At 54.1% G+C, this 23,197-nt stretch carries 17 protein-coding genes and 1 pseudogene; 10 read left to right on the top strand and 8 right to left on the bottom strand.

The genetic code is table 11. The features are described from left to right. Positions 1-57: 57 nt before the first annotated feature. Positions 58-789 carry a response regulator transcription factor gene (locus tag AAEY27_RS20375; RefSeq protein WP_342322598.1) on the bottom strand — a complete coding sequence of 244 codons (732 nt, stop codon included), beginning with the start codon at positions 787-789 and terminating at the stop codon, positions 58-60. A 270-nt stretch (positions 790-1,059) separates the two neighbouring features. On the opposite strand from AAEY27_RS20375, the gene fdhF reads away from it, so the two are divergent. Both fdhF and AAEY27_RS20385 read left to right on the top strand, forming a co-directional pair. After that, positions 1,060-3,207, top strand: a complete 2,148-nt coding sequence (gene fdhF, locus AAEY27_RS20380; RefSeq protein ID WP_342322599.1) for a formate dehydrogenase subunit alpha — start codon at positions 1,060-1,062, stop codon at positions 3,205-3,207. Positions 3,208-3,348: 141 nt separating this feature from the next. Further along, positions 3,349-4,521: an MFS transporter gene (locus tag AAEY27_RS20385; RefSeq protein WP_342325661.1), complete on the top strand. Its 1,173-nt coding sequence runs from the start codon at positions 3,349-3,351 to the stop codon at positions 4,519-4,521. Between the two features lie 34 nt (positions 4,522-4,555). Here AAEY27_RS20385 and gltP read toward each other — a convergent pair whose 3' ends face one another. Next, positions 4,556-5,869, bottom strand: coding sequence for a glutamate/aspartate:proton symporter GltP (gene gltP, locus AAEY27_RS20390; protein ID WP_342322600.1), 1,314 nt, complete (start codon positions 5,867-5,869; stop codon positions 4,556-4,558). Between the two features lie 536 nt (positions 5,870-6,405). Here gltP and acs point away from each other — a divergent pair. The 7 genes and pseudogenes from acs to AAEY27_RS20425 all read left to right on the top strand — a co-directional run bounded on the left by acs (position 6,406) and on the right by AAEY27_RS20425 (position 14,092). Then, positions 6,406-8,364: an acetate--CoA ligase gene (acs, locus tag AAEY27_RS20395; protein ID WP_342322601.1), complete on the top strand. Its 1,959-nt coding sequence runs from the start codon at positions 6,406-6,408 to the stop codon at positions 8,362-8,364. 169 nt (positions 8,365-8,533) lie between these two features. Then, positions 8,534-8,845, top strand: a complete 312-nt coding sequence (locus tag AAEY27_RS20400; RefSeq protein ID WP_342322602.1) for a DUF485 domain-containing protein — start codon at positions 8,534-8,536, stop codon at positions 8,843-8,845. Then, the gene (gene actP, locus AAEY27_RS20405; protein WP_342322603.1) at positions 8,842-10,491 is read left to right on the top strand and encodes a cation/acetate symporter ActP; all 1,650 of its coding nucleotides are present in this window, start codon (positions 8,842-8,844) and stop codon (positions 10,489-10,491) included. The genes AAEY27_RS20400 and actP overlap by 4 nt, the downstream gene beginning before the upstream one ends. A gap of 143 nt (positions 10,492-10,634) precedes the next feature. Beyond that, positions 10,635-11,930, top strand: coding sequence for a Gfo/Idh/MocA family protein (locus AAEY27_RS20410; protein ID WP_342322604.1), 1,296 nt, complete (start codon positions 10,635-10,637; stop codon positions 11,928-11,930). Positions 11,931-12,100: 170 nt separating this feature from the next. Beyond that, positions 12,101-12,727, top strand: a pseudogene (locus AAEY27_RS20415) (hypothetical protein); the annotation flags it as partial. Then, complete coding sequence (locus AAEY27_RS20420) at positions 12,724-12,987, top strand: MarR family transcriptional regulator (protein ID WP_342322605.1); 264 nt, start codon at positions 12,724-12,726, stop codon at positions 12,985-12,987. The pseudogene AAEY27_RS20415 and the gene AAEY27_RS20420, both read left to right, overlap by 4 nt. A gap of 208 nt (positions 12,988-13,195) precedes the next feature. Continuing rightward, complete coding sequence (locus tag AAEY27_RS20425) at positions 13,196-14,092, top strand: LysR family transcriptional regulator (protein WP_342322606.1); 897 nt, start codon at positions 13,196-13,198, stop codon at positions 14,090-14,092. Between the two features lie 163 nt (positions 14,093-14,255). On the opposite strand, the gene AAEY27_RS20430 is transcribed toward AAEY27_RS20425, so the two are convergent. From AAEY27_RS20430 to soxR, 4 genes are all read right to left on the bottom strand, one after another. Continuing rightward, positions 14,256-15,902 carry a Na+/H+ antiporter gene (locus AAEY27_RS20430; protein ID WP_342322607.1) on the bottom strand — a complete coding sequence of 549 codons (1,647 nt, stop codon included), beginning with the start codon at positions 15,900-15,902 and terminating at the stop codon, positions 14,256-14,258. Between the two features lie 168 nt (positions 15,903-16,070). Then, entirely contained in the window at positions 16,071-17,420 is a 1,350-nt protein-coding gene (ghxP, locus tag AAEY27_RS20435) for a guanine/hypoxanthine transporter GhxP (RefSeq protein WP_342322608.1), read from the bottom strand. Between the two features lie 299 nt (positions 17,421-17,719). Then, positions 17,720-18,388: a glutathione S-transferase family protein gene (locus AAEY27_RS20440; RefSeq protein ID WP_342322609.1), complete on the bottom strand. Its 669-nt coding sequence runs from the start codon at positions 18,386-18,388 to the stop codon at positions 17,720-17,722. A gap of 263 nt (positions 18,389-18,651) precedes the next feature. Beyond that, a complete protein-coding gene (soxR, locus tag AAEY27_RS20445; protein ID WP_342322610.1) occupies positions 18,652-19,110 on the bottom strand; it encodes a redox-sensitive transcriptional activator SoxR in 459 nt (152 codons plus the stop codon). Positions 19,111-19,191: 81 nt separating this feature from the next. Between soxR and soxS the strand changes: the two genes are divergently transcribed. Further along, positions 19,192-19,515 (top strand): superoxide response transcriptional regulator SoxS, encoded by a 324-nt coding sequence (soxS, locus tag AAEY27_RS20450; protein WP_342322611.1) that lies wholly within the window; start codon positions 19,192-19,194, stop codon positions 19,513-19,515. Positions 19,516-19,522: 7 nt separating this feature from the next. Here the strand turns inward: soxS and AAEY27_RS20455 are convergent, their stop codons facing one another. Both AAEY27_RS20455 and AAEY27_RS20460 read right to left on the bottom strand, forming a co-directional pair. After that, positions 19,523-21,094 (bottom strand): EAL domain-containing protein, encoded by a 1,572-nt coding sequence (locus AAEY27_RS20455; protein WP_342322612.1) that lies wholly within the window; start codon positions 21,092-21,094, stop codon positions 19,523-19,525. Between the two features lie 343 nt (positions 21,095-21,437). Beyond that, a complete protein-coding gene (locus AAEY27_RS20460; RefSeq protein ID WP_342322613.1) occupies positions 21,438-22,733 on the bottom strand; it encodes a GGDEF domain-containing protein in 1,296 nt (431 codons plus the stop codon). Positions 22,734-23,197: the final 464 nt, after the last annotated feature.

Raw genomic sequence — 23,197 nt, forward strand, 5'->3', positions numbered from 1 at the left:
GAATAGCAGTGGCGCAGGCAAATAATGTAAGAAAATATATATACACAGGAGTGGGATTTACGCGGCTTTATCCCCGTGTGCGACATCTGCCGCAAACACGTAGCCGAGGCCGCGCAGGGTTTTGATTAACGCCGGTTGGTGCGGGTTGATTTCGATTTTTCGCCGTAAGCGCATGATTAACACATCAATTGTACGATCAAAAACATCCACGCTTTCGCTGTGGGTCAGCTCCAGAAGCTGTTCGCGATTTAATACCCGCCGCGCGTTTTGCACCAGCGCCAGCAGCAGGCTGTACTCCCCTTGCGTCAGGTCGACCACCTGGCGCTGCGGATTCATCAATTCGCAACGCATCGGGTCGAGATGCCAGCCGTTAAAGGCAAAACCGGCGCTTTTCACCGGCACAGTTTCCACGGCCAACACCCCCGTGCGCCGCAGCACCGCATTCACTCGCGCCACCAGCACGCGGGCGTTAAACGGTTTGCCAATGTAGTCATCCGCGCCCATTTCGAGGCCGACCACCACATCCGCTTCGCTTCCCATTCCGGTGAGCATGACGACAGGCAGGTGCGGGCGCAATTTCTGCAATTGCTGTAACACGCGCAATCCGTTGATATCCGGCAACATCATATCCAGCAATACCAGCGCGATATCCGCATGCTGAGCGCTCAAGGTGACCGCTTCCAGCCCGTTATGGCAGACGTAAACCGTAAAGACGTGCTCGCTGAGCACATCTTCCAGCAGGGCGCAGATCGCCGGATCGTCATCCACAACCAGAATCGCAGGTTTCATTGTTCGCTTCCGTCAGGCTTGGTTTGCTAAGTCTGACTCATTCTGTTGGTAGCCATTGATAAATGCAGCGAATAAATGCCGAATTTTTAACCGGGGTCACATCCCCCTCGCCTTTCGACACGTCACTTTTGACGATGGCCTGCGCTTCGTCAGTATTTTGCCTAAAACTTCGCCGTAATATCCGTAAATACCCCCAATAACGTAGTGGCACAGAAGATGCATAATCGGGGGCGACAGCGGAAACGCGATTTTTTAACTGGAGCGAATGTGATGAAAAAAGTCGTCACGGTTTGCCCGTATTGCGCCTCAGGATGCAAGATTCACCTTGTGGTCGATAACGGCAAAATCGTTCGGGCGGAGGCGGCACAGGGGAAAACCAATCAGGGTACCCTTTGTCTGAAGGGCTACTACGGTTGGGATTTTATTAACGATACCCAAATCCTGACGCCACGCCTGAAAACCCCGATGATCCGCCGCCAGCGCGGCGGCAAACTGGAGTCGGTCTCCTGGGATGAAGCGCTCGATTATGTCGCCGGGCGTCTTAACGAGATCAAAGCGAAGTACGGCCCGGACGCGATCCAGACCACCGGTTCTTCGCGCGGTACGGGTAATGAAACCAACTACATAATGCAAAAATTCGCGCGCGCCGTTATTGGTACCAATAACGTTGACTGCTGCGCGCGCGTCTGACACGGCCCATCGGTTGCAGGTCTGCACCAGTCGGTCGGTAATGGCGCGATGAGTAATGCCATCAATGAAATCGATAACACGGATTTAGTGTTTATCTTTGGTTACAACCCGGCGGACTCTCACCCTATCGTCGCTAATCATGTGATTCGCGCGAAACAAAACGGGGCGAAAATCATCGTCTGCGATCCGCGCAGAATCGAAACCGCGCGTATTGCCGATATGCACGTCGCCTTGAAAAATGGCTCAAACATTGCCCTGCTGAATGCAATGGGCCATGTGATCATTGAAGAAAACCTCTACGACCAAGCGTTTGTCGCCCATCGTACGGACGGGTTTGAAGAGTATCGCAAGATTGTTGAAGGCTACACGCCGGAATCGGTCGAGGAAATTACCGGCGTCAGCGCGCAGGAAATCCGCCAGGCCGCCCGCATGTACGCCGGCGCGAAATCCGCCGCCATTCTGTGGGGCATGGGCGTGACCCAGTTCTACCAGGGCGTGGAAACGGTGCGTTCGCTGACAAGCCTGGCCATGTTGACCGGCAACCTCGGCAAACCGCATGTCGGCGTGAACCCGGTGCGCGGCCAGAACAACGTGCAAGGTGCGTGCGATATGGGCGCGCTGCCGGATACGTTCCCTGGCTATCAGTTTGTGAAAGAGGACGCCCACCGCGCGAAATTCGCCAAAGCCTGGGGTGTGGAAAGCCTGCCTGCGCATACCGGGTATCGCATCAGCGAGTTGCCGCACCGCGTGGCACATGGCGAAGTACGCGCCGCGTACATTATGGGCGAAGATCCGCTGCAAACAGATGCCGAGCTTTCAGCGGTGCGCAAGGCGTTTGAAGAGCTGGATCTGGTGATTGTGCAGGACATTTTCATGACCAAAACCGCGTCAGCGGCGGATGTCATCCTGCCGTCCACCTCATGGGGCGAGCATGAAGGGGTGTACACTGCGGCGGATCGCGGCTTCCAGCGTTTCTTTAAAGCCGTCGAGCCGAAGTGGGACCTGAAAACGGATTGGCAAATCATCAGCGAGATCGCCACCCGCATGGGTTACCCGATGCATTACAACAACACGCAGGAGATTTGGGACGAGTTGCGTCATCTGTGCCCGGACTTTTACGGAGCCACCTACGAAAAAATGGGTGAACTTGGCTACATTCAGTGGCCGTGCCGTGACACCTCCGAAGCCGATCAGGGTACGTCGTACTTGTTTAAAGAGAAGTTCGACACGCCGAACGGCAAGGCGCAATTCTTCACCTGCGATTGGGTCGCGCCGATGGACAAACTCAATGACGAGTATCCGATGGTGCTTTCCACCGTGCGTGAAGTGGGCCACTACTCTTGCCGCTCTATGACCGGCAACTGTGCGGCGCTCGCCGCGCTGGCGGATGAACCCGGCTATGCGCAAATCAACACCGCCGATGCCGCAAGGCTCGGAATTGAAGATGAAGCGCTGGTGTGGGTGAACTCGCGCAAAGGCAGAATCATCACCCGCGCGCAGGTCAGCGATCGCCCGAATAAAGGCGCGGTGTACATGACTTACCAGTGGTGGATTGGTGCCTGTAACGAGTTGGTGACGGAAAACTTAAGCCCGATTACCAAAACGCCGGAGTACAAATACTGCGCCGTGCGCGTGGAGCCGATCGCCGATCAGCGCACCGCCGAGCAGTATGTGATTGATGAGTACAACAAGCTGAAAACCCGCCTGCGCGAAAGCGCGATGGGCTAATAGCCGCCAGTCTTCACATCCTTAAAGCGGAGTGATTTATTCACTCCGCTTTTTTATTTATGCAGCAGGCTGCGGGAGGAGCGTCGTTCATGTAATGTCGGATAACCCCCCTTGTGATTGCGAGCGTCATCATTGGATCTTTTGGAAACTGAACTGCCTGCCAGTCAGCAAAACAGAAATATTGTTTGCCTTGCGACCGCGCAGGCGCTGGCGGGCGCCAACTCGGTGGTGTTTTACGCCACTGGGGCGATTGTCGGTAATACCCTCGCGCCAAACAGCGCGCTGGCGACATTGCCGATCACCGTTTTTGTGTTGGGCATGGCGGCGTGTATTTTGCCGTTTGGCGCCCTTGCCCGCCGTTGGGGAAGGCGCGCGGCGTTTATCACCGGCACCAGCGCGGGAGTGTTGACGGGTTTGCTGGCGGCACTCGCGGTGGTGATTAACTCATTCAGCCTGTTCTGCCTCGCCGCATTTCTCGGCGGTGCTTACGCCGCCGTGGCGGTTTCGTTTCGCTTCGCCGCCACCGATGGCGTGGGCAAAGCGCGGCGGGCAAAAGCGCTGTCGCTGGTGATGGGCGGCGGCGTGGCGGCAGGTGTGCTCGGGCCGATGCTGGTCACCGGCACCATGAACATCTGGCCTGCCCATCTGTTCGCCGCCACCTTTATTGCGCAGGCCATTGTCGCGCTGATTTCCGCCGGGGTATTGCTGGGCGTGCAGTCACCCGCACCCGCCGGAGAGGCAATGCGCAGTGGTCGACCGCTCGCGGACATCGTGCGTCAGCCAGGCTTTGCCCGCACCGTTTTTGGTGGTGCGATTTCCTACATGATCATGAACTTCCTGATGACCGCCGCGCCGCTGTCGATGCATCAGCACGGCCTTTCGCAGCAGGCCGCCAATCTCGGTATTCAGTGGCATGTGATTGCCATGTACGGGCCGGGATTTTTCACCGGCAGGCTGATCAACCGCTTCGGCGCAAACCGTGTTGGCGCGGCGGGGTTGCTGATCACCGCGCTTTCCGTGCTGGCAGGTTTGATGGGTACAGACGTCGCGCATTATTGGGTGTCGTTGATTTTGCTCGGGCTGGGCTGGAATTTTGGCTTTACCGGTGCGTCGGCGAAAATCATCGATTACCACCGCCCGGAAGAGAAAACCCGCGTTCAGTCGCTGAATGACTTCATCGTTTTCGGCGTGATGATTATCGGCTCTTTCGCCTCTGGCGCGCTGCTCAATACTTTTGGCTGGAACGCCGTGCTGTGGGGATCGCTGGTGCCGGTTGGCGTGGCTTTTCTGGCGGTTGTATTCGCGAAGCGGTAAAAAAAATCCCTCCGCGAAGGAGGGATTGGCATGTTTACTGATCGGCGGTTTTATCGAATTTGCCGAGCATTTCGCGCTCATACGCTTGCGCTTTTTTGCGGTCGAATTTGTGTTCCCACTTGGCAATGACCAGCACCGCCAGCGCGTTACCCACCACGTTCAACGCGGTACGCGCCATATCGAGGATACGGTCAACACCGGCGATAAACGCCAGGCCTTCCAGCGGAATACCCACACTGCCAAGCGTCGCCAGCAGCACCACAAACGACACGCCCGGCACACCCGCGATACCTTTTGAAGTCACCATCAGCGTCAGCACGAGGATGATTTCCTGCCACAAAGAGAGATCGATACCGTAAAGCTGCGCGATAAAAATCGCCGCAATGCTCTGGTACAGCGTCGAACCATCGAGGTTGAAGGAGTAACCGGTCGGCACCACGAAACTGGTGATCGACGCCGGTGCGCCGTAGGCTTCCATCTTTTCGATAATGCGCGGCAGCACACTTTCGGAGCTGGCTGTCGAGTACGCGAGAATCAGTTCGTCTTTCAGGATGCGAATCAAAATCCAGATGCTCAGCCCGCAGATGCGCGCCACCAGACCCAACACCACCAGCGCGAAGAACAGAATGGCGAAATAGACCAGAATCACCAGCTTCGCCAGCGGCCACAGCGAGGCGAAACCAAAGTTTGCCACCGTGACCGAGATCAGCGCGAACACGCCGACCGGCGCATAGCGCATCACCATATGGGTAACTTTAAACATGGTTTCGGAAATGGAGCGGAACACGGTGACCAGCGGTTCGCGGTGCGTGGCGGGCAGTGAAGAAAGCCCCAGACCAAACAGTACCGAGAAGAAGATGATCGGCAGCATATCGCCTTTCGCCATCGACGCGATGATATTGGTCGGCACCAACGACAAAATCGTCCCCATCAGGCCGTGGGCGTGGCTTTGCACATCCGCGGTGGTGCTTTGGTATTTCGAAATATCCACTGTCGCCAGCTGCGACATATCAATCCCCGCGCCCGGCTGGAAGACATTCGCCAGCGTGATGCCAAGGATGATAGCAACCGTAGTGATCACTTCGAAATAGATGATGGTTTTCGCGCCGATACGGCCAAGCTGTTTCGCGTCACCAACGCCAGCAATGCCAACAATTAATGTCGAGATGACAATCGGCACCACAATCATTTTGATCAGATGGATAAAGATATCGCCCGCCGGAGACAGGAGATTCGCAATCAGCCATTCGCGGCTGTCGCTCTGATAATGCAAGTAACTACCCAGAAGAATACCCAGCACCAGGGCCAGCAAAATCTGCCAGGCCAGGCTGACTTTCATGTTTTTCATAACTACAGACATCCTCAATGAAGCACCATTCCATGCTCAGGAACGACACATACTGAAAGGGTATGGTTAGCGTCGCACGGTATTGCGGGGGTTTTTAAAGCGCATTATCAGTACCATTTGCGGGGTATAGCGCGCAACCCTATACCGGGAGGGGGTTTGACTGAATTCTTGAGGAAAAACCGTCTTTTATTCCAGTTATTAACAATAAGTATTTGTTATAAAAAACGTTTCACTCATGCGAAATCCAATATTCGCTGTTGGAAATTATTCCCTGAAATTCGTTCATTTGCGCATTTTTTAACCGCGAAAAATGTCGTGCTAACAATTCATAGACGAAATTTCTCCTGCGGTTCTCTATTAGTAGAGTGAATAATCCACATGCAAAATAATTATGACCCTACTGGTTCAGTGGTGAATTTTCAGGCGCTTCAATGAATGCGTGATCTGTCGCGCAAATAATAAACAAACCGGCCAAAGACCCTACAATTAACGTTTATGCGACATATTATTAACATCTTACAAGGAGAGCAACCGCCATGAGCCAAATACATAAACACGATATTCCCGCTAATATTGCGGAACGTTGCCTGATAAACCCGGAGCAGTACGAAACCCGATACCAGCTTTCGGTTTCTGATCCCAACACATTCTGGGGCGAGGAAGGCAAAATCCTCGACTGGATCACGCCTTATAAGACGGTAAAAAACACCTCTTTCGCGCCCGGCAACATCTCCATCAAATGGTATGAAGATGGCACGCTGAACCTGGCCGCCAACTGCCTCGATCGCCATCTCGCCGAACGCGGCGATCAAACCGCCATTATTTGGGAAGGCGATGACGCCAGCCAAAGCAAAAAAATCACTTACCGCGAATTGCATCGCGATGTTTGCCGTTTCGCCAATGTGCTGGTGGATCTGGGTATTAAGAAAGGCGATGTGGTGGCGATTTATATGCCGATGGTGCCGGAAGCGGCGGTGGCGATGCTCGCCTGCGCACGCATTGGCGCGGTGCATTCGGTGATTTTTGGCGGTTTCTCGCCGGAAGCCGTGGCTGGGCGCATTATCGATTCCAGCTCACGACTGGTGATCACCGCTGACGAAGGCGTGCGCGCCGGGCGTGCGATCCCGCTGAAGAAAAATGTCGATGACGCGCTGAAAAACCCTAACGTGAACAGCGTTGAACATGTGGTGGTGCTGAAACGCACTGGCGGCAAGATCGACTGGCAAGAAGGCCGCGACCTGTGGTGGAGCGATCTCAGCGAGAAAGCCAGCGACCAGCACCAGCCGGTGGAAGTCGGCGCTGAAGACCCGCTGTTTATCCTCTATACCTCCGGCTCGACCGGTAAACCGAAAGGCGTACTGCACACCACCGGCGGTTACCTGGTGTATGCCACCACAACCTTTAAATATGTTTTCGATTATCACCAGGGCGACGTGTACTGGTGTACCGCCGATGTCGGTTGGGTCACCGGCCACAGCTATTTGCTGTACGGGCCGCTGGCCTGCGGTGCCATCACGCTGATGTTTGAAGGCGTGCCGAACTGGCCAACGCCAGCGCGCATGAGCCAGGTTGTCGATAAACATCGCGTCAATATTCTCTACACCGCGCCGACGGCGATCCGCGCGCTGATGGCCGAAGGCGATAAAGCAATTACCGGAACCGACCGCTCTTCGCTGCGTATTTTGGGCTCCGTCGGCGAGCCGATTAACCCGGAAGCCTGGGAGTGGTACTGGTCGAAAATCGGCAATGGTAAATGCCCGGTGATGGATACCTGGTGGCAGACAGAAACCGGCGGTTTCATGATCACCCCGCTGCCTGGCGCGACCCAACTGAAAGCCGGTTCCGCTACGCGTCCCTTCTTTGGCGTGCAGCCTGCGCTGGTGGATAACGAAGGCAACCCGCAAGAGGGCGCGACCGAAGGCAACCTGGTGATCACCGATTCCTGGCCAGGCCAGGCGCGGACGCTGTTTGGCGATCATGAGCGTTTTGAGCAAACCTACTTTTCGACCTTCAAAAACAGGTATTTCAGCGGCGACGGCGCGCGTCGCGATGAAGACGGTTACTACTGGATAACCGGGCGAGTGGATGATGTGTTAAACGTCTCCGGTCACCGCCTGGGCACCGCTGAGATTGAATCGGCGCTGGTGTCGCACCCGAAAATCGCCGAGGCCGCGGTGGTAGGCATTCCGCATAACATCAAAGGGCAGGCTATTTATGCCTATGTGACGTTAAACCACGGCGAAGAACCGTCGCCGGAACTCTATACCGATGTGCGCAACTGGGTGCGCAAGGAGATTGGCCCGCTGGCAACGCCGGATGTGCTGCACTGGACAGACTCACTGCCGAAAACCCGTTCCGGCAAAATCATGCGCCGTATTTTGCGCAAAATCGCCGCTGGCGATACCAGCAATCTCGGCGATACCTCAACGCTTGCCGATCCTGGCGTAGTGGAAAAACTGCTCGAAGAGAAGCAGGCCATTACCATGCCATCGTAACCGAACAACAACCCTTACCAACCTATCTTCCCCAAAGGATTTCGTGTTGCAGGAAGGCGGCAAACGAGCACATCCCCAGGAGCATAGATAACTATGTGACTGGGGTGGCGAGCGCAGCCAACGCACCTGCGGCGCGAAAGACGAAGGGGAAACCTCTGGAGATCCTGCGATGAATGAAATTTATCAGCGGATAGAAAATAGTGCGCATTTCAGGGAGTTAGTTGAAAAACGGCAACGGTTTGCCTTCCTTCTTTCCATCATCATGTTGATTATCTACGTCGGCTTTATTTTGCTTATCGCGTTTGCCCCGCAGTGGCTCGGCACGCCGTTATATGACGGAACCAGCGTGACGCGCGGTATTCCGATTGGCATCGGCGTGATTGTGATTTCGTTCGTGCTGACGGCTGTTTATGTCTGGCGGGCGAACAGTGAATTTGAACGTCTGACAAGAGCCGTGCTGAGCGAGGTAAAAGCATCATGAAGAGAGTCCTGACGGCGCTTGCCGCCACACTTCCCCTCACGGCCCTTGCCGCCGATCCGGTTAGCGGCGCGGTTGAACGCCAGCCGACCAACTGGCAGGCGATTATTATGTTCCTGATTTTTGTCGCCCTGACGTTGTACATCACTTACTGGGCGTCGAAACGTGTGCGCTCGCGCAGTGATTACTACACCGCGGGCGGCAATATTACCGGCTTTCAGAACGGGCTGGCGATTGCCGGTGACTTTATGTCGGCGGCGTCGTTCCTTGGGATTTCCGCACTGGTTTACACCTCCGGTTATGACGGGCTGATTTACTCGCTCGGCTTCCTCGTCGGCTGGCCGATTATCCTGTTCCTGATTGCTGAGCGTCTGCGTAACCTTGGGCGTTACACCTTCGCCGATGTGGCGTCGTACCGCCTGAAACAAGGCCCGATCCGCACCCTTTCCGCCTGCGGTTCGCTGGTGGTGGTGGCACTGTATCTGATTGCGCAAATGGTCGGCGCGGGCAAGCTGATCGAACTGCTGTTCGGCCTGAACTACCATGTCGCGGTGGTGCTGGTTGGCGTGCTAATGGTGATGTATGTGCTGTTCGGCGGCATGCTCGCCACCACCTGGGTACAGATCATTAAAGCCGTGCTGCTGCTGTTCGGCGCCAGTTTTATGGCTTTTATGGTGATGAAACACGTCGGCTTCAGCTTCAATAACCTGTTTACCGAAGCGATGGCGGTACACCCGAAAGGCGGCGCGATCATGAGCCCTGGCGGGTTGGTGAAAGACCCGATCTCGGCGCTGTCGCTCGGTCTCGGCCTGATGTTCGGTACTGCGGGCTTGCCGCATATTTTGATGCGTTTCTTTACCGTCAGCGATGCGCGCGAAGCGCGTAAAAGCGTACTCTACGCCACCGGGTTTATGGGCTATTTCTACATCCTGACCTTTATCATCGGCTTTGGCGCCATCATGCTGGTTGGCGCGAACCCGGCGTTCAAAGACGCGGCGGGCGCGTTGATTGGCGGCAACAATATGGCGGCAGTGCATCTGGCTGACGCGGTGGGCGGCAACTTGTTCCTCGGCTTTATCTCCGCCGTGGCGTTTGCCACCATTCTGGCGGTGGTTGCCGGTCTGACACTCGCAGGCGCATCGGCGGTTTCCCATGATCTTTACGCCAACGTGTTCCGCAAAGGGGCAACCGAACGCCAGGAGCTGAAGGTGTCGAAAATCACTGTGCTGGTGCTCGGTGTGGTCGCCATCTTGCTGGGTATTTTGTTCGAAAACCAGAACATTGCCTTTATGGTTGGCCTGGCCTTCTCCATCGCCGCGAGCTGTAACTTCCCAATAATTCTGCTGTCGATGTACTGGTCGAAACTGACCACGCGCGGCGCGATGATTGGCGGCTGGCTTGGCCTGCTGACGGCGGTGATTTTGATGATCCTCGGCCCGACCATTTGGGTGCAGATCCTCGGTCACGCAACCGCGGTGTTCCCGTATGAATACCCGGCGCTGTTCTCCATTGCAGTGGCGTTTATCGGCATTTGGGCCTTCTCGCTGACCGATAATTCCGAAGAGGGTAACCGCGAGCGCGAGCGGTTCCGCGCACAGTTTATCCGTTCGCAAACCGGTATTGGCATCGAACAGGGCCGCGCACATTAATCTTTGCCCCGGTCAGTAATGGCCGGGGATCACACTTTCCCACCTTCGTTGTAGGCATCCCCCGCTATCGCGCTACAGTATCCTCAGAAAATTGAAACAATGTTTTTATTACATCAGCACGTTAATTCATTAATGAGGATGCAATGAAAAAATATGCGTTAGTGGGCACGGGCGGGCGTGCCGGATTATATATTTCCGCGATTGGCGGGCAGTGGAAAGAGAATGCCCGGATGGTGGCGTTTTGCGACAGTAATCAAACGCGCATGGATTACGCCAATCAATTGTTAGCCAACGAAGGCGCGGCGGCGGTTTCCACGTGGAAAGCGGCGCAATTTGAAGCAATGATCCGCGAAACGCGCCCGGACGTCATTATCGTTACCACCATGGACCGCACCCATGACGACTATATTGTGCGGGCGTTGCATGCCGGTTGCGATGTGATCACCGAAAAACCGATGACCATCGACGAAGCGCGTGCGCTGCGTATTCTCGATGCCATTGAACAGACCGGGAAAACGGTGCGCGTGGCGTTCAATTACCGTTATGCGCCGCACCACAGCAAAGTGCGCGAATTGCTGATGAACAACACCATCGGCGAGGTTTTTTCGGTGCATTTCGAGTGGTTGCTGAATACTGAACACGGCGCGGACTATTTCCGCCGCTGGCACCGGGAAAAACGCAACAGCGGCGGGCTGCTGGTGCATAAATCGACGCACCATTTCGACCTGATGAATTTCTGGCTCGACAGCTACCCGCAGCGCGTGTATGCCGAAGGCGGGCTGCGCTTTTACGGCAAAGAGAACGCGGAAAAACGTGGCGTCACCCAGTTTTACCCGCGCGCACACGGTTACGCCGCCGCCCAGGACGATCCGTTTGCGTTGAAGATGGCGGACAATCCGCAGTTGAAAGCGCTCTACCTTGATGCCGAACATGAAGATAACTACTGGCGCGATCAGAGCGTGTTCAGCGACGGCATTACCATCGAGGACACGATGTCGGTATTGGTGAAATACCAAAACCAGTGCCAATTAAGTTACTCACTGAATACCTATTTGCCGTGGGAAGGGTTAAACGTGGTGTTCAACGGAAGCCAGGGGCGGCTGGAGATGAAAATCGTCGAGAAATCCTATGTGAACGCGGGCGGCGAGCGCGCCAATGAAGGCAGCCTTGAATCCTGCGATATCACCGTGTTTCCGATGTTTTCCGCACCCTGGAAAGCAGATTTCACCCTCGGCGAAGGCGGACACGGCGGCGGCGATAACGCCATGCTGGCAGACTTATTTGGTACTCCAGGCAATGACCCACTAAAACGCGCAGCCGATCACCGCGCAGGCGCCATGTCGATCCTCACCGGCATTGCCGGGAATATTTCCATGCAACAACAACGCCCGGTGAATTTTAACGAATTCAACCTGGTCGCCCGGCTGAAAAAACAGTGACCGCCCTCCCGCCCCGCAGCCATTGGCGGGGCGTTAAAATTGCCTGTTATTAATGAATTCTTAAAAAGTTCGGCTTGTATCTTCGCCTGAAGTACCTGTTATCTCGCCAAATAAGGCGCCCTGTTGTCACAGTCCGAACACACGCGCCTGAACAACCTGCTCAGACCGCAAAAACCATCAACAGCAAAGCCGCTGGACGGCTGCTGGCCGCAGGCGGAATTTATAACGGTAATATCGAGGGATTCAGAAGGACCGCGCAACAACTCGGCGGTGATGCGCCAACCGGCTACGGCCAGGTGATGAATGAGCAGACCAAAGGTTTACTCATCGCAGGTACATCAATCGCGGCGGGAGTGATGATGGGGAGAATGAAATTCCCCGAATTAGAGGAGCTTGAACACTTTGGTGCCAGGGGTGTCTCATCCTCGCGTAATTTCGATCCCGAAAAAGCGGGTGGACCCATTGAAAAGCTGACCACGGACGGTGTAGTGATCGATCACGACGGCATCGCAATTGTTGAAAAACATCTGGCACGATTCGATCACGATCCTGCTAATGATGTCATGGTTAGCAGGCTAAAAAACATCGCAAAAGGTGAGATGCCTCCGGAACAAGTAGACTTGAATTACTACACACATGAATGCCGGGAGTATACACGTTACTGTAAGTTAGGCTGGGAAACGGGTGAACCAGAAGGCGATGCTGGCTATGAACTTTGGAATAACGCTCACACGGCAACATTGGAAGATTTTAAACTTAAAGATGGCGATTTATTCCATCCGGATGCAACGAAATGACGATAACTAAAATTGAATTAAATGTTTTAAAAGTCATGGCAGAAAAAGACATTGACTGGACCTGGATAATCCTCGATCGCGCACTCTCTATGAGAAATATTCCCGGATTTGGTAATGTCGCAAATATCGTCACCAGCCTGATTAATAACGGAATGGTGGATATTGTGCTCAATGAGGATGGATCCCGATCCCGCTATCGCGTATCCCCTCTGGGCCACAAATTTCTGGATGAGTTAAATACAACGCGCCTGGACGATTAAACCCACGAGCAGCTTAACGAACTCAACCTGGTCGCCCGGCTGAAAAAACAGTGACCGCTCTCCCGCCCCGCTGACATTGGCGGGGCGTTAAAACATAACGCTGTTAACGATTCGTTTAAAAAAACGCCAAACCTTCTTACAGACAGCTTTCTCCGCCAGGTGAATGAATTACAATCGCCGCAGGCCTGCCTGGTTCAAAGGAACAGTTATGGACATCCGGACGCTGCGTTATTTTGTGGAGGTGGTGCGCCAGCAGAGTTTCACTCGCGCGGCGGAACGTTTATTCGTGACCCAACCCACCATCAGCAAAATGTTGAAAAACCTCGAAGACGAACTGCGTTGCACATTGCTGATTCGCGATGGGCGCAAATTATTGCTGACCGATACCGGCCGCGTTGTTTTTGAGCGCGGTGTGGCAATCCTCGCAGAATTTCGCCAATTGGAAGCGGAGCTCGAGGACATCAACCACCTGAATAAAGGCGTGCTGCGCCTCGGCATTCCGCCGATGGTCGGCATGTTGATTGCCGGGCCAATCAGCCTGTTTCGCCAGCGCCACCCTGGCGTGGAGTTGAAAATAGCTGAATTCGGCGGCCTGACCGTGCAGCAGGCGGTAAGCAATGGTGAGCTGGATTTGGCGATGACGGCACTGCCCGTGGAAGATGAAAGTGGTCTGGCGACATTGCCGCTGTTTAGCCACCCGCTGTGCGTGCTGGTGCCGCGATCCGGCGATTGGTTAAGGCATGATGTGGTGACGCCCGAAGAGCTAAGCGAGCATCCGTTGCTGATTTACAACGAAGATTTCGCCCTGAGCCGCCAGTTGATGCGGTTGTTTAATCAGCATGGCGTGAAGCCGCGCATCGCCGTGCGCAGCGGGCAGTGGGATTTTCTCGCCGCGATGGTGCAGGCGGGCGTTGGGATTGCGATTTTGCCGGAGCCAATTTGCCAGCGTTTGGACAACCGCACCTTGCGTTGGATCCCGTTGCAGAGTGAGTTGCGTTGGCAATTGGGGATGATTTGGCGCGAAGGCAGTTATTTGTCGCACAGCACAAAAGCGTGGCTGGCGTGTTGCGAAGGGTTTTGGCTGGAACCGACCGGGGATCGATGAATGAATACCGTGTGGCGCTGAATGCCTGATGGCGCTGCGCTTATCAGGCCTACGGGGTTGTGCGGTGTTGTCGATGATTGCCTGATGGCGCTGCGCTTATCAGGCCTACGCGACACAGTAGGCCGGATAAGGTGCAGCCACCATTCGGCATCACAAAAAGCGCTTACTTGCTCTCTATCAACAACGCTTCCAGCAAATCGAGGTCGTGCAGCATCTTTTGCAGCGTCTCGTTGCTGATTTGCCGAGTAGCGCGTAAATGGTAAAGCTCGGCGCGTTCGGAGCGCAGCGCCGCCAGGCGGAAGCGGCGTTCGAGGTTCTCTTCCAGCAGCGAACTTTCGGCGTTGTTGCGGCCATCGGCGCGGCGCCGCAGGTTACCAATCACCCGCGAACTGACCTCTGTCAGCAGCTGATTATCGATATTCTCTTCGGTATCGGCCGCCAGACGCTCTTCCATTTTCTGGATGGCCACAATCGCCACATCGGCGGTCGCCGCGCGCGCCATGCGCTCCTCTTTATGCTGCTGCGCGTGATCGCGAATCTCAACGTGCTGCAACAACGCCGGCAATGCGACCACACCCACGAACAGCGAGAACAGGATCACCCCAGCGGCCAGGAACACCAATTCATAACGCGCCGGGAAAACATCACCGCTCGGCAACAACAGCGGAATAGAGAGCACACCAGCCAGGGTAATCGCCCCGCGCACCCCGGCAAAGGTGGCAATCAGCAGCTCGCGGTCGCTCCATGCGCCAAACTCCATCGGCTTTTTGGTCAGGAAACGGCGGCTAAACCTTTTCATCGTCCACAGCCAACCAAAACGCACCAGCATCAAGGCGGCGTAAATCAGGATGATATCGGTAAACAGCATCCAGGTTTCAACGTTCGGATCGGCCTCGGCCGCCACCAGAGAAGACTCCAGAATGCCCGGCAATTGCAGGCCCAACAGCAGAAACACCATGCCGTTGAAGACAAATTCCAGCATCGCCCAGGTGCTGTTGGCGCGCAGACGCATCGCTAACGGCGCGGTGCGCATCACGCCGGAACGGGTGATGGTCATCCCGGCCGCGACCGCCGCGAGAATGCCGGAAAAGCCAATATGCTCCGCAATCAGATAAGAGGCGAACGGCAGCAGGAACAGCAGCACGATTTGCGTCGCGGGTTCATCACCGCCCCAGCGGCTGAGAAAACGCAGCGAGCGCCCGTACAGCCAGCTCACCACAAACCCGGCCAGCAGGCCGCCAATCGCCACTTTCAGGAACTCAAGCGTTGCGCCGCCGACGGTAAAGATCATGGTGCCCATCACCACGGCGACCGCGAATTTCAACGACACCAAGCCGGACGCGTCGTTCATCAACGCTTCGCCCTGCAAAATGCCCATGATTTTTTTCGGAATGCGCCCTTCCCCAACAATGCCGGAAAGCGCGACCGCATCCGTTGGCGACAGCACCGCCGCCAGCGCGAAGGCGGGCACTAGCGGAATACCCGGCACCACCCAATAAATTAAGAAACCGATACCGACCACAGTGACCAACACCAGCGCCAGCGCCAGACCGAAGATCTCGCGACCATGTTCAAGGAACTCGCGCGTGGGCGTTTTCCAGCCATCGGCGAACAGCAGCGGTGGAATAAACAGCACCAGGAACAGTTCGGGGTCGAACTCAACATGCAGGCCGAACGTCGGCAAGGCCAGCAACGCGCCAATGGCGATTTGCATCAGCGGCAGAGGAATTTGAAACGGCAGAACTCGCGTGATGACGCCCGAGAGCGAAACCACAAGGGTCATGATGAGAATAGTAAAGAAAATTTCCATGCGTTCCCTGTTTGCAGTGTGTTTATAAAAGCATCAGGCCTGATGCCAGAACATCCAGCTTAACGCAAAGAAACCGGGCTGTGGGCAAAAAAATGGGCGACCGAAGTCGCCCATTGTAAGAATATTTTTAGATGAGAAGCGCAGGCGAATAAGCGCCAGCGCCATCAATCAGATAGCCCAACCGCCAGCATAGAAGGCAACCAGCGCCACGGCGATAACCACGGTGCCAATGTTCAGCTTGCGCCATTCACCGGAAACCACGCGGCCAATCACCAGCGAGGCGAAACCGATCATGATGCCGGTGACGATGTTGCAGGTCAGCACGATAAACACCGCGGTGATCAAGCCTGACATGGCGTCAACGAAATCAGCGAAGTCGATTTTCGCCACGTTGCTCAGCATCAGCAGGCCAACATACATCAGCGCTGGCGCGGTCGCGTAAGCCGGAACCAGGTAAGAGAGCGGAGAGAGGAACAGGATCAACAGGAACAGCACGCCAACGGTGATCGCCGTCAGGCCGGTTTTACCGCCCGCCGCCGTACCCGCCGCAGACTCGATATATACCGCAGCCGGTGCCGCGCCGACCAGGCCGGAGAACACGCTGCTCAGGGAGTCGGTGGTCAGCGCTTTGCCGCCATCGATAATCTGGCCGTCTTTATCCAGCAGATTCGCCTGGCCCGCTACCGCGCGGATGGTACCGGTGGCGTCAAACACCGCCGTCATCACCAGCGCCAGCACACTTGGCAGCACCACCGGGTTTAACGCGCCCATGATGTCCAGGCTGCCGATCAGCGAGTTGCCTTTGTCATCGCTCAGCGACGGCATGGCGAAAATACCGGAAAAATGCACGCTCGGATCGAAAATCAGGCCAACAATCGACACGCCGATAATGGTCAGCAGAATGCCGCCTGGCACTTTCAGTTTTTCCAAACCGATAATCACCGCCAGACCAATCAGCGACATGATCACCGGGAAGCTGGCAAAGTGGCCCAGCGCAACCGGCAAGCCGTCCAGCGGGTTCTTAATCACCAGACCAACGCCGTTTGCCGCGATCAGCAGCAGAAACAGACCGATACCGATGCCGGTGCCGTGCGCAACGCCGTGCGGCAGGTTACGCAGGATCCAGCTACGAATGCCGGTTGCAGAGATAATGGTGAACAGCACACCCATCAGGAACACCGCGCCGAGGGCAACCGGGACGCTGATATGCTGACCCAGCACCAGGCTGAAGGCGGTAAACGCAGTAAGAGAGATAGCACAGCCGATGGCCAGTGGCAGGTTAGCCCACAGCCCCATGACGATGGAGCCAATACCGGCAACCAGGCAGGTCGCGACGAAAACGGCTGCCGGCGGGAAACCGGCTTTGCCCAGCATGCCAGGCACAACGATGACGGAGTAGACCATCGCCAGGAAGGTGGTGAGACCGGCAACGATTTCCTGACGAACATTACTGCCACGTGCAGAAATTTTGAACAGTGCGTCAAGCGAACCGCCGGTACGCGCAGATGGCGTAGACATAGAAACATCCCCTGAAAATATTATTGTGCATTGTGATGCGTGGTGGACAGTCCACTGCCGGTTAAACATCATCTCCCTGTGCTGCGTTGTGGCAAGGGGCCACAAAAAAGCAAACGTTTAACTCCGCGCATACAACGGTTGGTCAAAAAAAGGCAAACGATTATCCAGCGTTTATATGACGCTTTTCAACTGAACTTTGCCGCTTTTTGCCAAATATTGCCCAAAGCGGCGAAGAAGTACCCGGCCGATGCGCAAACGTTATCGTCGATGCGCAACTTTGCAACAAAATACAAACATTCCTAGTCGCCAGGGAGATCGAACGGGCCGCCCTGGACAATGGCGCGTTGCCAGGCTGGGCGCATTTCAACGCGCTTTTTCCACGCGCGCAAATTGGGAAGGTTGTCGATACCGCCACGCGCCAGCAGCGCGAAAACCGGGAAGCTCATCTGGACGTCCGCCATGCTGATGTGATCGCCCGCAAACCAATTTTTTTGCGCCAGTTCCGTTTCCATAAAGCGCGCGTGAGTTTCCAGTTGTTTGTTTAAAAAAGTTTTTTCGATGCCGTTGGCGAGCACTTTCCCGATGCTGCGCACGCCAAACGGCACCGGCGGTTTGCCAAGGCGGCTTATCACCAGTTTCATCAGCAGAAGCGGCATCAGCGAACCTTCGGCGTAGTGCAGCCAGAAACGGTAATCGAGTTTCTGTTTTGTCTCCTGCGGCTTAAAGCGCTGTTGGTTATCGTAGGTTTCCTGTAAGTACTCCAGGATCGCGCCGGATTCGGCAATGATGAGGCCGTTGTCTTCAATAACAGGGGATTTACCCAACGGGTGCACTTTTTTGAGCGATTCCGGGGCCAGCATGGTTTTTTCACGCTGGTAACGCACAATTTGATACGGCACGCCCAACTCTTCCAAAGCCCAGAGCACGCGCTGCGAGCGCGATTGATTCAGGTGATGCACCGTGAGCATGTTTTTCTCCTGCGGGGTTATTCGTTTTAACTATAGAAAAGCGGCGGCTTTATGGACAAAAAATCATAAAAAAACGGTCAAAAAAGTGGCAGAAAGGCCTCTCTGACCTACACTAAAAGTGTCAGCACAATCCGGAACCTGGAACATCATGAGGGGTGCTGATGTCGGGGGAAACCCTCCCGTTCATAAACGGGATAGAGAGAAAGACAAAGACCGGAAAACGACTAAAGCGCCCCAACGGGCGCTTTAGTTTTTTGTGCGCGTCAATCGTCTTCCAGCAGCCGGGCGCCGGTGCCCTGCTGGCCCAACGTATCGCCGGGGTTACGCAACGGGCAATCGCTGCGCGACAAGCAACCGCAGCCGATACACCCATCCAACTCATCACGCAGCGCAACCAGCGTATGAATGCGCCGGTCCAACTCTTCGCGCCATTGCGACGAGAGCTGTTTCCACTCTTTTTTGCTGAGCGTGTGCCCTTCCGGCAACACGCCGAACGCGTCGCCGATGGTCGCCAGCGGAATGCCGATACGCTGCGCAATCTTGATGATGGCCACATAACGCAATACATCACGCGTATAACGGCGCTGGTTTCCGGCATTACGCAAACTTTTTATGAGGCCTTTGCTTTCATAAAAGTGCAGAGCCGAAACGGCCACCCCGCTGCGCTTCGCCACTTCGCCAGGGCTGAGCAGCGCTTTGATACGCGGCGTTTTCTTTTCCATAAAACCTCTTTACCTCAAGTTAACTTGAGGAATTATACTCGCCCGCAGACAAAACGACGAATCGGGAAATGAGGAAGCTTTATGTCCCATCAGCAAATTATTCAGACCCTAATTGAATGGATTGATGAACATATCGACCAACCAATGAACATTGATGTTGTCGCCAGAAAGTCAGGTTATTCAAAGTGGTATCTGCAAAGAATGTTCCGCACCGTAACACATCAGACGCTGGGGGATTATATTCGCCAGCGCCGTTTACTGCTGGCGGCAGAAGCGTTACGCACCACGCAACGCCCTATTTTTGATATCGCGATGGATTTGGGATACGTCTCGCAACAGACGTTTTCACGAGTGTTTCGCCGGGAGTTTGATCGCACACCCAGCGATTACCGCCATCACGCCTGAAGCAGGGTTACTTTAAGGAAGGCGGCTGCTGCACCCAGTGTTTGAATTCTTGCGGCGGCAGCGCCTTTGCAAAGTGCCAACCCTGGCAGAACTGCACGCCGCGTTTTAACAGCCAGGTGACCTGCTCCGCCGTTTCGACCCCTTCCGCAATAATTTTCAAGCGCAGGCTCTGCGCCATCTCAATAATGTGCTCGGCAATCAGATGGCTGGTGCTGTTTGTCGTCAGCGTGTCGATAAAGGATTTGTCGATTTTCAGGATATCGACATTGAGCGAATAGAGGTTGTGCAGATTGGAATAGCCGGTGCCGAAATCATCGATCGCCACTTCATACCCGGCCTGGCGAAACGCCTGAATGACTGGCGTGGTTTTTGGCACATCGATAAAGCCGCGTTCGGTGACTTCAATTTTGATTTGCTCGGCGCGGACGGCGTGCATTTTGGCTTTATTGGCAATCATGGAGATCAGCCGCGAAGAATGGAAATCCGCCGCAGAAAGGTTGATCGAAATATAGAGGTTTGGCACTACCGCCAAAAAATCCCCCAGATCGCTGAACACTTCATCGACGACATAATCCGTAATGCGTTCAATCATGCCCTCTTTTTCCGCCAGCGGAATAAATTCCGCCGGGCTCATCACCTGGCCATTAAAACCCGGCCAACGTAATAGCGCTTCCGCACCGACGCAGGTCCCGTTTTTGATATCAATAATAGGTTGGTAATGAAGGCAAAGTTGGCGACGGACTAAAGCCCGGTGGAGCATGCGGCGCGGCGAGTTAAATTCCTGCCGCGTTCGCGACCACATTAATAAGATGAGGACGCTACAAATCATCCCCAGCGGCAACGCCAGCATCGCCTGGTGATAAAGCGCCTGGTAATAGCGCTCGCTGGAGGTTGACACGATGATGGCAATCGGGCGTGTTGTGGAGTGCACAATGGCGTAAAAACGATCGCCTTGCCGGAATGTGAAATCCGTACGGTTGGTCAGTTTTGCCAGCGTGGCGAGTTGGGCATGTTGGCTAACGGAAAAGAATTCCCCGGAAATCGTGTCATAAACGCCATATGCCAGCTGAGAATCATCTGATGTGACATCGCTATAAGTGAGCGGATTAATGACCGCCACATAATTACCCTGTTGCATGTAGACCATTTTGTAGCCGGCATAAAAAGGAGTGTCACGGTAATAATAAACAGCAATATCAGGGGAGCGTTTATAATCCGCTGGCGAAATAGCATACGATTGCGCAGGCGTTATTACGCTCGAACATAAAAAGTCGTTACCACGGGCATAAATGAGGTCGGCAACATATTGGCTGCTACGCACAATATTGAGCATCGCGGCGCGGTGTTCTGCGGTGCAGGGTTGCCCCTGATATTTTTCGGCGGCGGCGCGAACGCTATCCACTTGTTGGATAACGACTTCTGTTTTATTCAGCGCCAGTTGGGAAAATGAACGAAGTTGCGAGCCTGTTTCTTTCACTGCACGGATATGCGCAAACCATAGCGAAAGCATCACCGGTATGAGGACTACCAGCATCACCCCGACTATTCTGAGCATCTTGCGACGCACGCTATGAATCATGTCCGCCAATATCCCTGCATATGATGTGCCTATTTAATGTTCGGCAGGATGCTTTGATAAACAGGTGATTACGTTGCATGAAACATACGACATTAGCAACTGACTTTTCTCTTTAAAAACCTAATATTTGGTTATGCCGAGAATATTTCCACCGTAACCCAAACTAAAAGTCTGCCCGATGTTTATATTAAGGAAACCATTTATCTATTCGCCTGGGTGAGTTTTTACTTAATGCCGCACAGTATCGCAGATTAAGCCAAACTAACCACAGGATAAAAAAATAGCGGGCCATCAGGGTATTTTTTCATCTATAGATGACATTCTTTCATCATCACGCTTTTATTTATAAAAAGGCACCCGCCACCACGGTTTTACTGCGTCCTGCGCGTTTCGCATCGTACAACGCATTGTCCGCAAGCGTAAGTAAAACTGAAGTATCTGCTTGTTCATCCGTCACGAATACTAAACCAGCGCTAAAGGATAGGACTATCTTTTCAGCCCCACTTAATAATGGTGTTTGCGCTAATGCTGCACGAATTTTTTGGCTAAAACGCAATGCCGCTTTGCCATTGATTTGCGGCATTAAAATCAGAAATTCCTCACCACCGAGACGACCAAAAATCCACGACGGATCGCTGTGTTCGCGAATTTGTTCGCAGAAATGGATTAAGGCGGCATCGCCAGTTAAATGCCCCCAGCGGTCGTTGATGCTTTTAAAGTGATCGAGATCGAGCATCAGCAGGCTGAAATGGCTGCGCGGATCGTTAGGGTGACACGCTTTCAGCGCCTCTTTTAATTTGCGTAGCATAGAAAAGCGGTTGTAGCAGCCCGTCAGATCGTCAATGGTGGCCTTCATCTCCAGTTGCTGCTCCACTTTTTTACGCTCGGTGATATCAAGGCCGATGCTGAGAATAGAGTGGTCCGGCAGCAGAATGTTTGACCACAGCACAGTCAGCGTTTGACCGTCGCGGCGAATCGGGTGCCATTCATGCATGTCGACAGCCGGTGAAGTATTAACCGAAGCGCGAACTTTTTGCCGCACCTCCGGATCAGGGAAAAACAGCGCTAATGGATCAGCCTGCTGGTTTAGCTCATCCAGGCTCCAGCCGAATAGACGTTCGCATTCGCCATTCCATAAAATACAGCGGTTGGTTTTATCGAAAGAATTCATTAAAACCGGGGCGCGATCAAATAACGCTTTATATTGCGAGACAATACGCTGCATTTCTTTTGCGGCGCGTTCTTTGGCAATAATTTCCGCCAAATAGTCTTTTAATTTTTCGACCAGAATAACCACGACATTTTTGATAACTGATAATGATTGCAGGGGTTGTGTAAAACCCAAAAAGAAATATCCCTCAAGGCCAGGTTCTTTATAATTCAGCTTGCACAAAATACCGCTTTGCAATTTATTGGCGGTAATTTCTTGGTCAGGAAATAATAGTGTTCCGACATGCCGACGCCAGCAAATGACACGCCAGGCGCGTTGATGGCGGCGTAACTGTGACTGTTCAAGCAGGGTTTGCGTGTCCTGTAGCGTACAGCCAGGCACGCCAACGCTTACCATCTCTGGCTTGCCACCCTGCCTGACAACCACCCATGCCAGGCTTGCCCCTAAAGCCGCGTTGATGGTTTGCAAAATCTCTTCTGTCGAACGCTGCGCCGTCAGCCACGGCATCAGCTTTGCCAGAAGCGCCAGCGCCACTGCGCCGTCGGTCGGTGGAATGGTTGAATGCTCTTTTTTCATTTTTTTCATTCACAGGTTATAAAACGCCAGACCGACCCGGAATGATTAAATCAGGAAGAAATAAGCAGCCGCCAATAATGCATTAAGCGCAAAGCTGCACGGGCGGATGATCGCCATGCACAAAAACGTTACGCGAAGAATATATCGATTAAGATCAACCCCCTGAAACATCATTCACAGGCAAATAAGATTTTCCTCATCAGCATAATATATGAGATGAAAACTGTAAATATTGTGGCAATTAGGATGCTAAATATCACACGAATTTATTACATGAAACAGGGTCGGATTTTTACCGATATAAAATATATCCTTAATAAAAAAAGGATATATCCATGGTACGAAAAGCTCCCTTT

The organism is Kosakonia sp. BYX6 (assembly GCF_038449125.1).
GTDB classification, from domain to species: Bacteria; Pseudomonadota; Gammaproteobacteria; order Enterobacterales; family Enterobacteriaceae; genus Kosakonia; species Kosakonia calanthes.

Excerpts from the sequence above, each read along its gene's own strand:
- AAEY27_RS20375 (WP_342322598.1), bottom strand. The coding sequence starts at position 789 with ATGAAACCTGCGATTCTGGTTGTGGATGACGATCCGGCGATCTGCGCC.
- gltP (WP_342322600.1), bottom strand. The coding sequence starts at position 5,869 with ATGAAAAACATGAAAGTCAGCCTGGCCTGGCAGATTTTGCTGGCCCTG.
- acs (WP_342322601.1), top strand. The coding sequence starts at position 6,406 with ATGAGCCAAATACATAAACACGATATTCCCGCTAATATTGCGGAACGT.
- AAEY27_RS20400 (WP_342322602.1), top strand. The coding sequence starts at position 8,534 with ATGAATGAAATTTATCAGCGGATAGAAAATAGTGCGCATTTCAGGGAG.
- actP (WP_342322603.1), top strand. The coding sequence starts at position 8,842 with ATGAAGAGAGTCCTGACGGCGCTTGCCGCCACACTTCCCCTCACGGCC.
- AAEY27_RS20410 (WP_342322604.1), top strand. The coding sequence starts at position 10,635 with ATGAAAAAATATGCGTTAGTGGGCACGGGCGGGCGTGCCGGATTATAT.
- AAEY27_RS20420 (WP_342322605.1), top strand. The coding sequence starts at position 12,724 with ATGACGATAACTAAAATTGAATTAAATGTTTTAAAAGTCATGGCAGAA.
- AAEY27_RS20425 (WP_342322606.1), top strand. The coding sequence starts at position 13,196 with ATGGACATCCGGACGCTGCGTTATTTTGTGGAGGTGGTGCGCCAGCAG.
- AAEY27_RS20430 (WP_342322607.1), bottom strand. The coding sequence starts at position 15,902 with ATGGAAATTTTCTTTACTATTCTCATCATGACCCTTGTGGTTTCGCTC.
- ghxP (WP_342322608.1), bottom strand. The coding sequence starts at position 17,420 with ATGTCTACGCCATCTGCGCGTACCGGCGGTTCGCTTGACGCACTGTTC.
- AAEY27_RS20440 (WP_342322609.1), bottom strand. The coding sequence starts at position 18,388 with ATGCTCACGGTGCATCACCTGAATCAATCGCGCTCGCAGCGCGTGCTC.
- soxR (WP_342322610.1), bottom strand. The coding sequence starts at position 19,110 with ATGGAAAAGAAAACGCCGCGTATCAAAGCGCTGCTCAGCCCTGGCGAA.
- soxS (WP_342322611.1), top strand. The coding sequence starts at position 19,192 with ATGTCCCATCAGCAAATTATTCAGACCCTAATTGAATGGATTGATGAA.
- AAEY27_RS20455 (WP_342322612.1), bottom strand. The coding sequence starts at position 21,094 with ATGATTCATAGCGTGCGTCGCAAGATGCTCAGAATAGTCGGGGTGATG.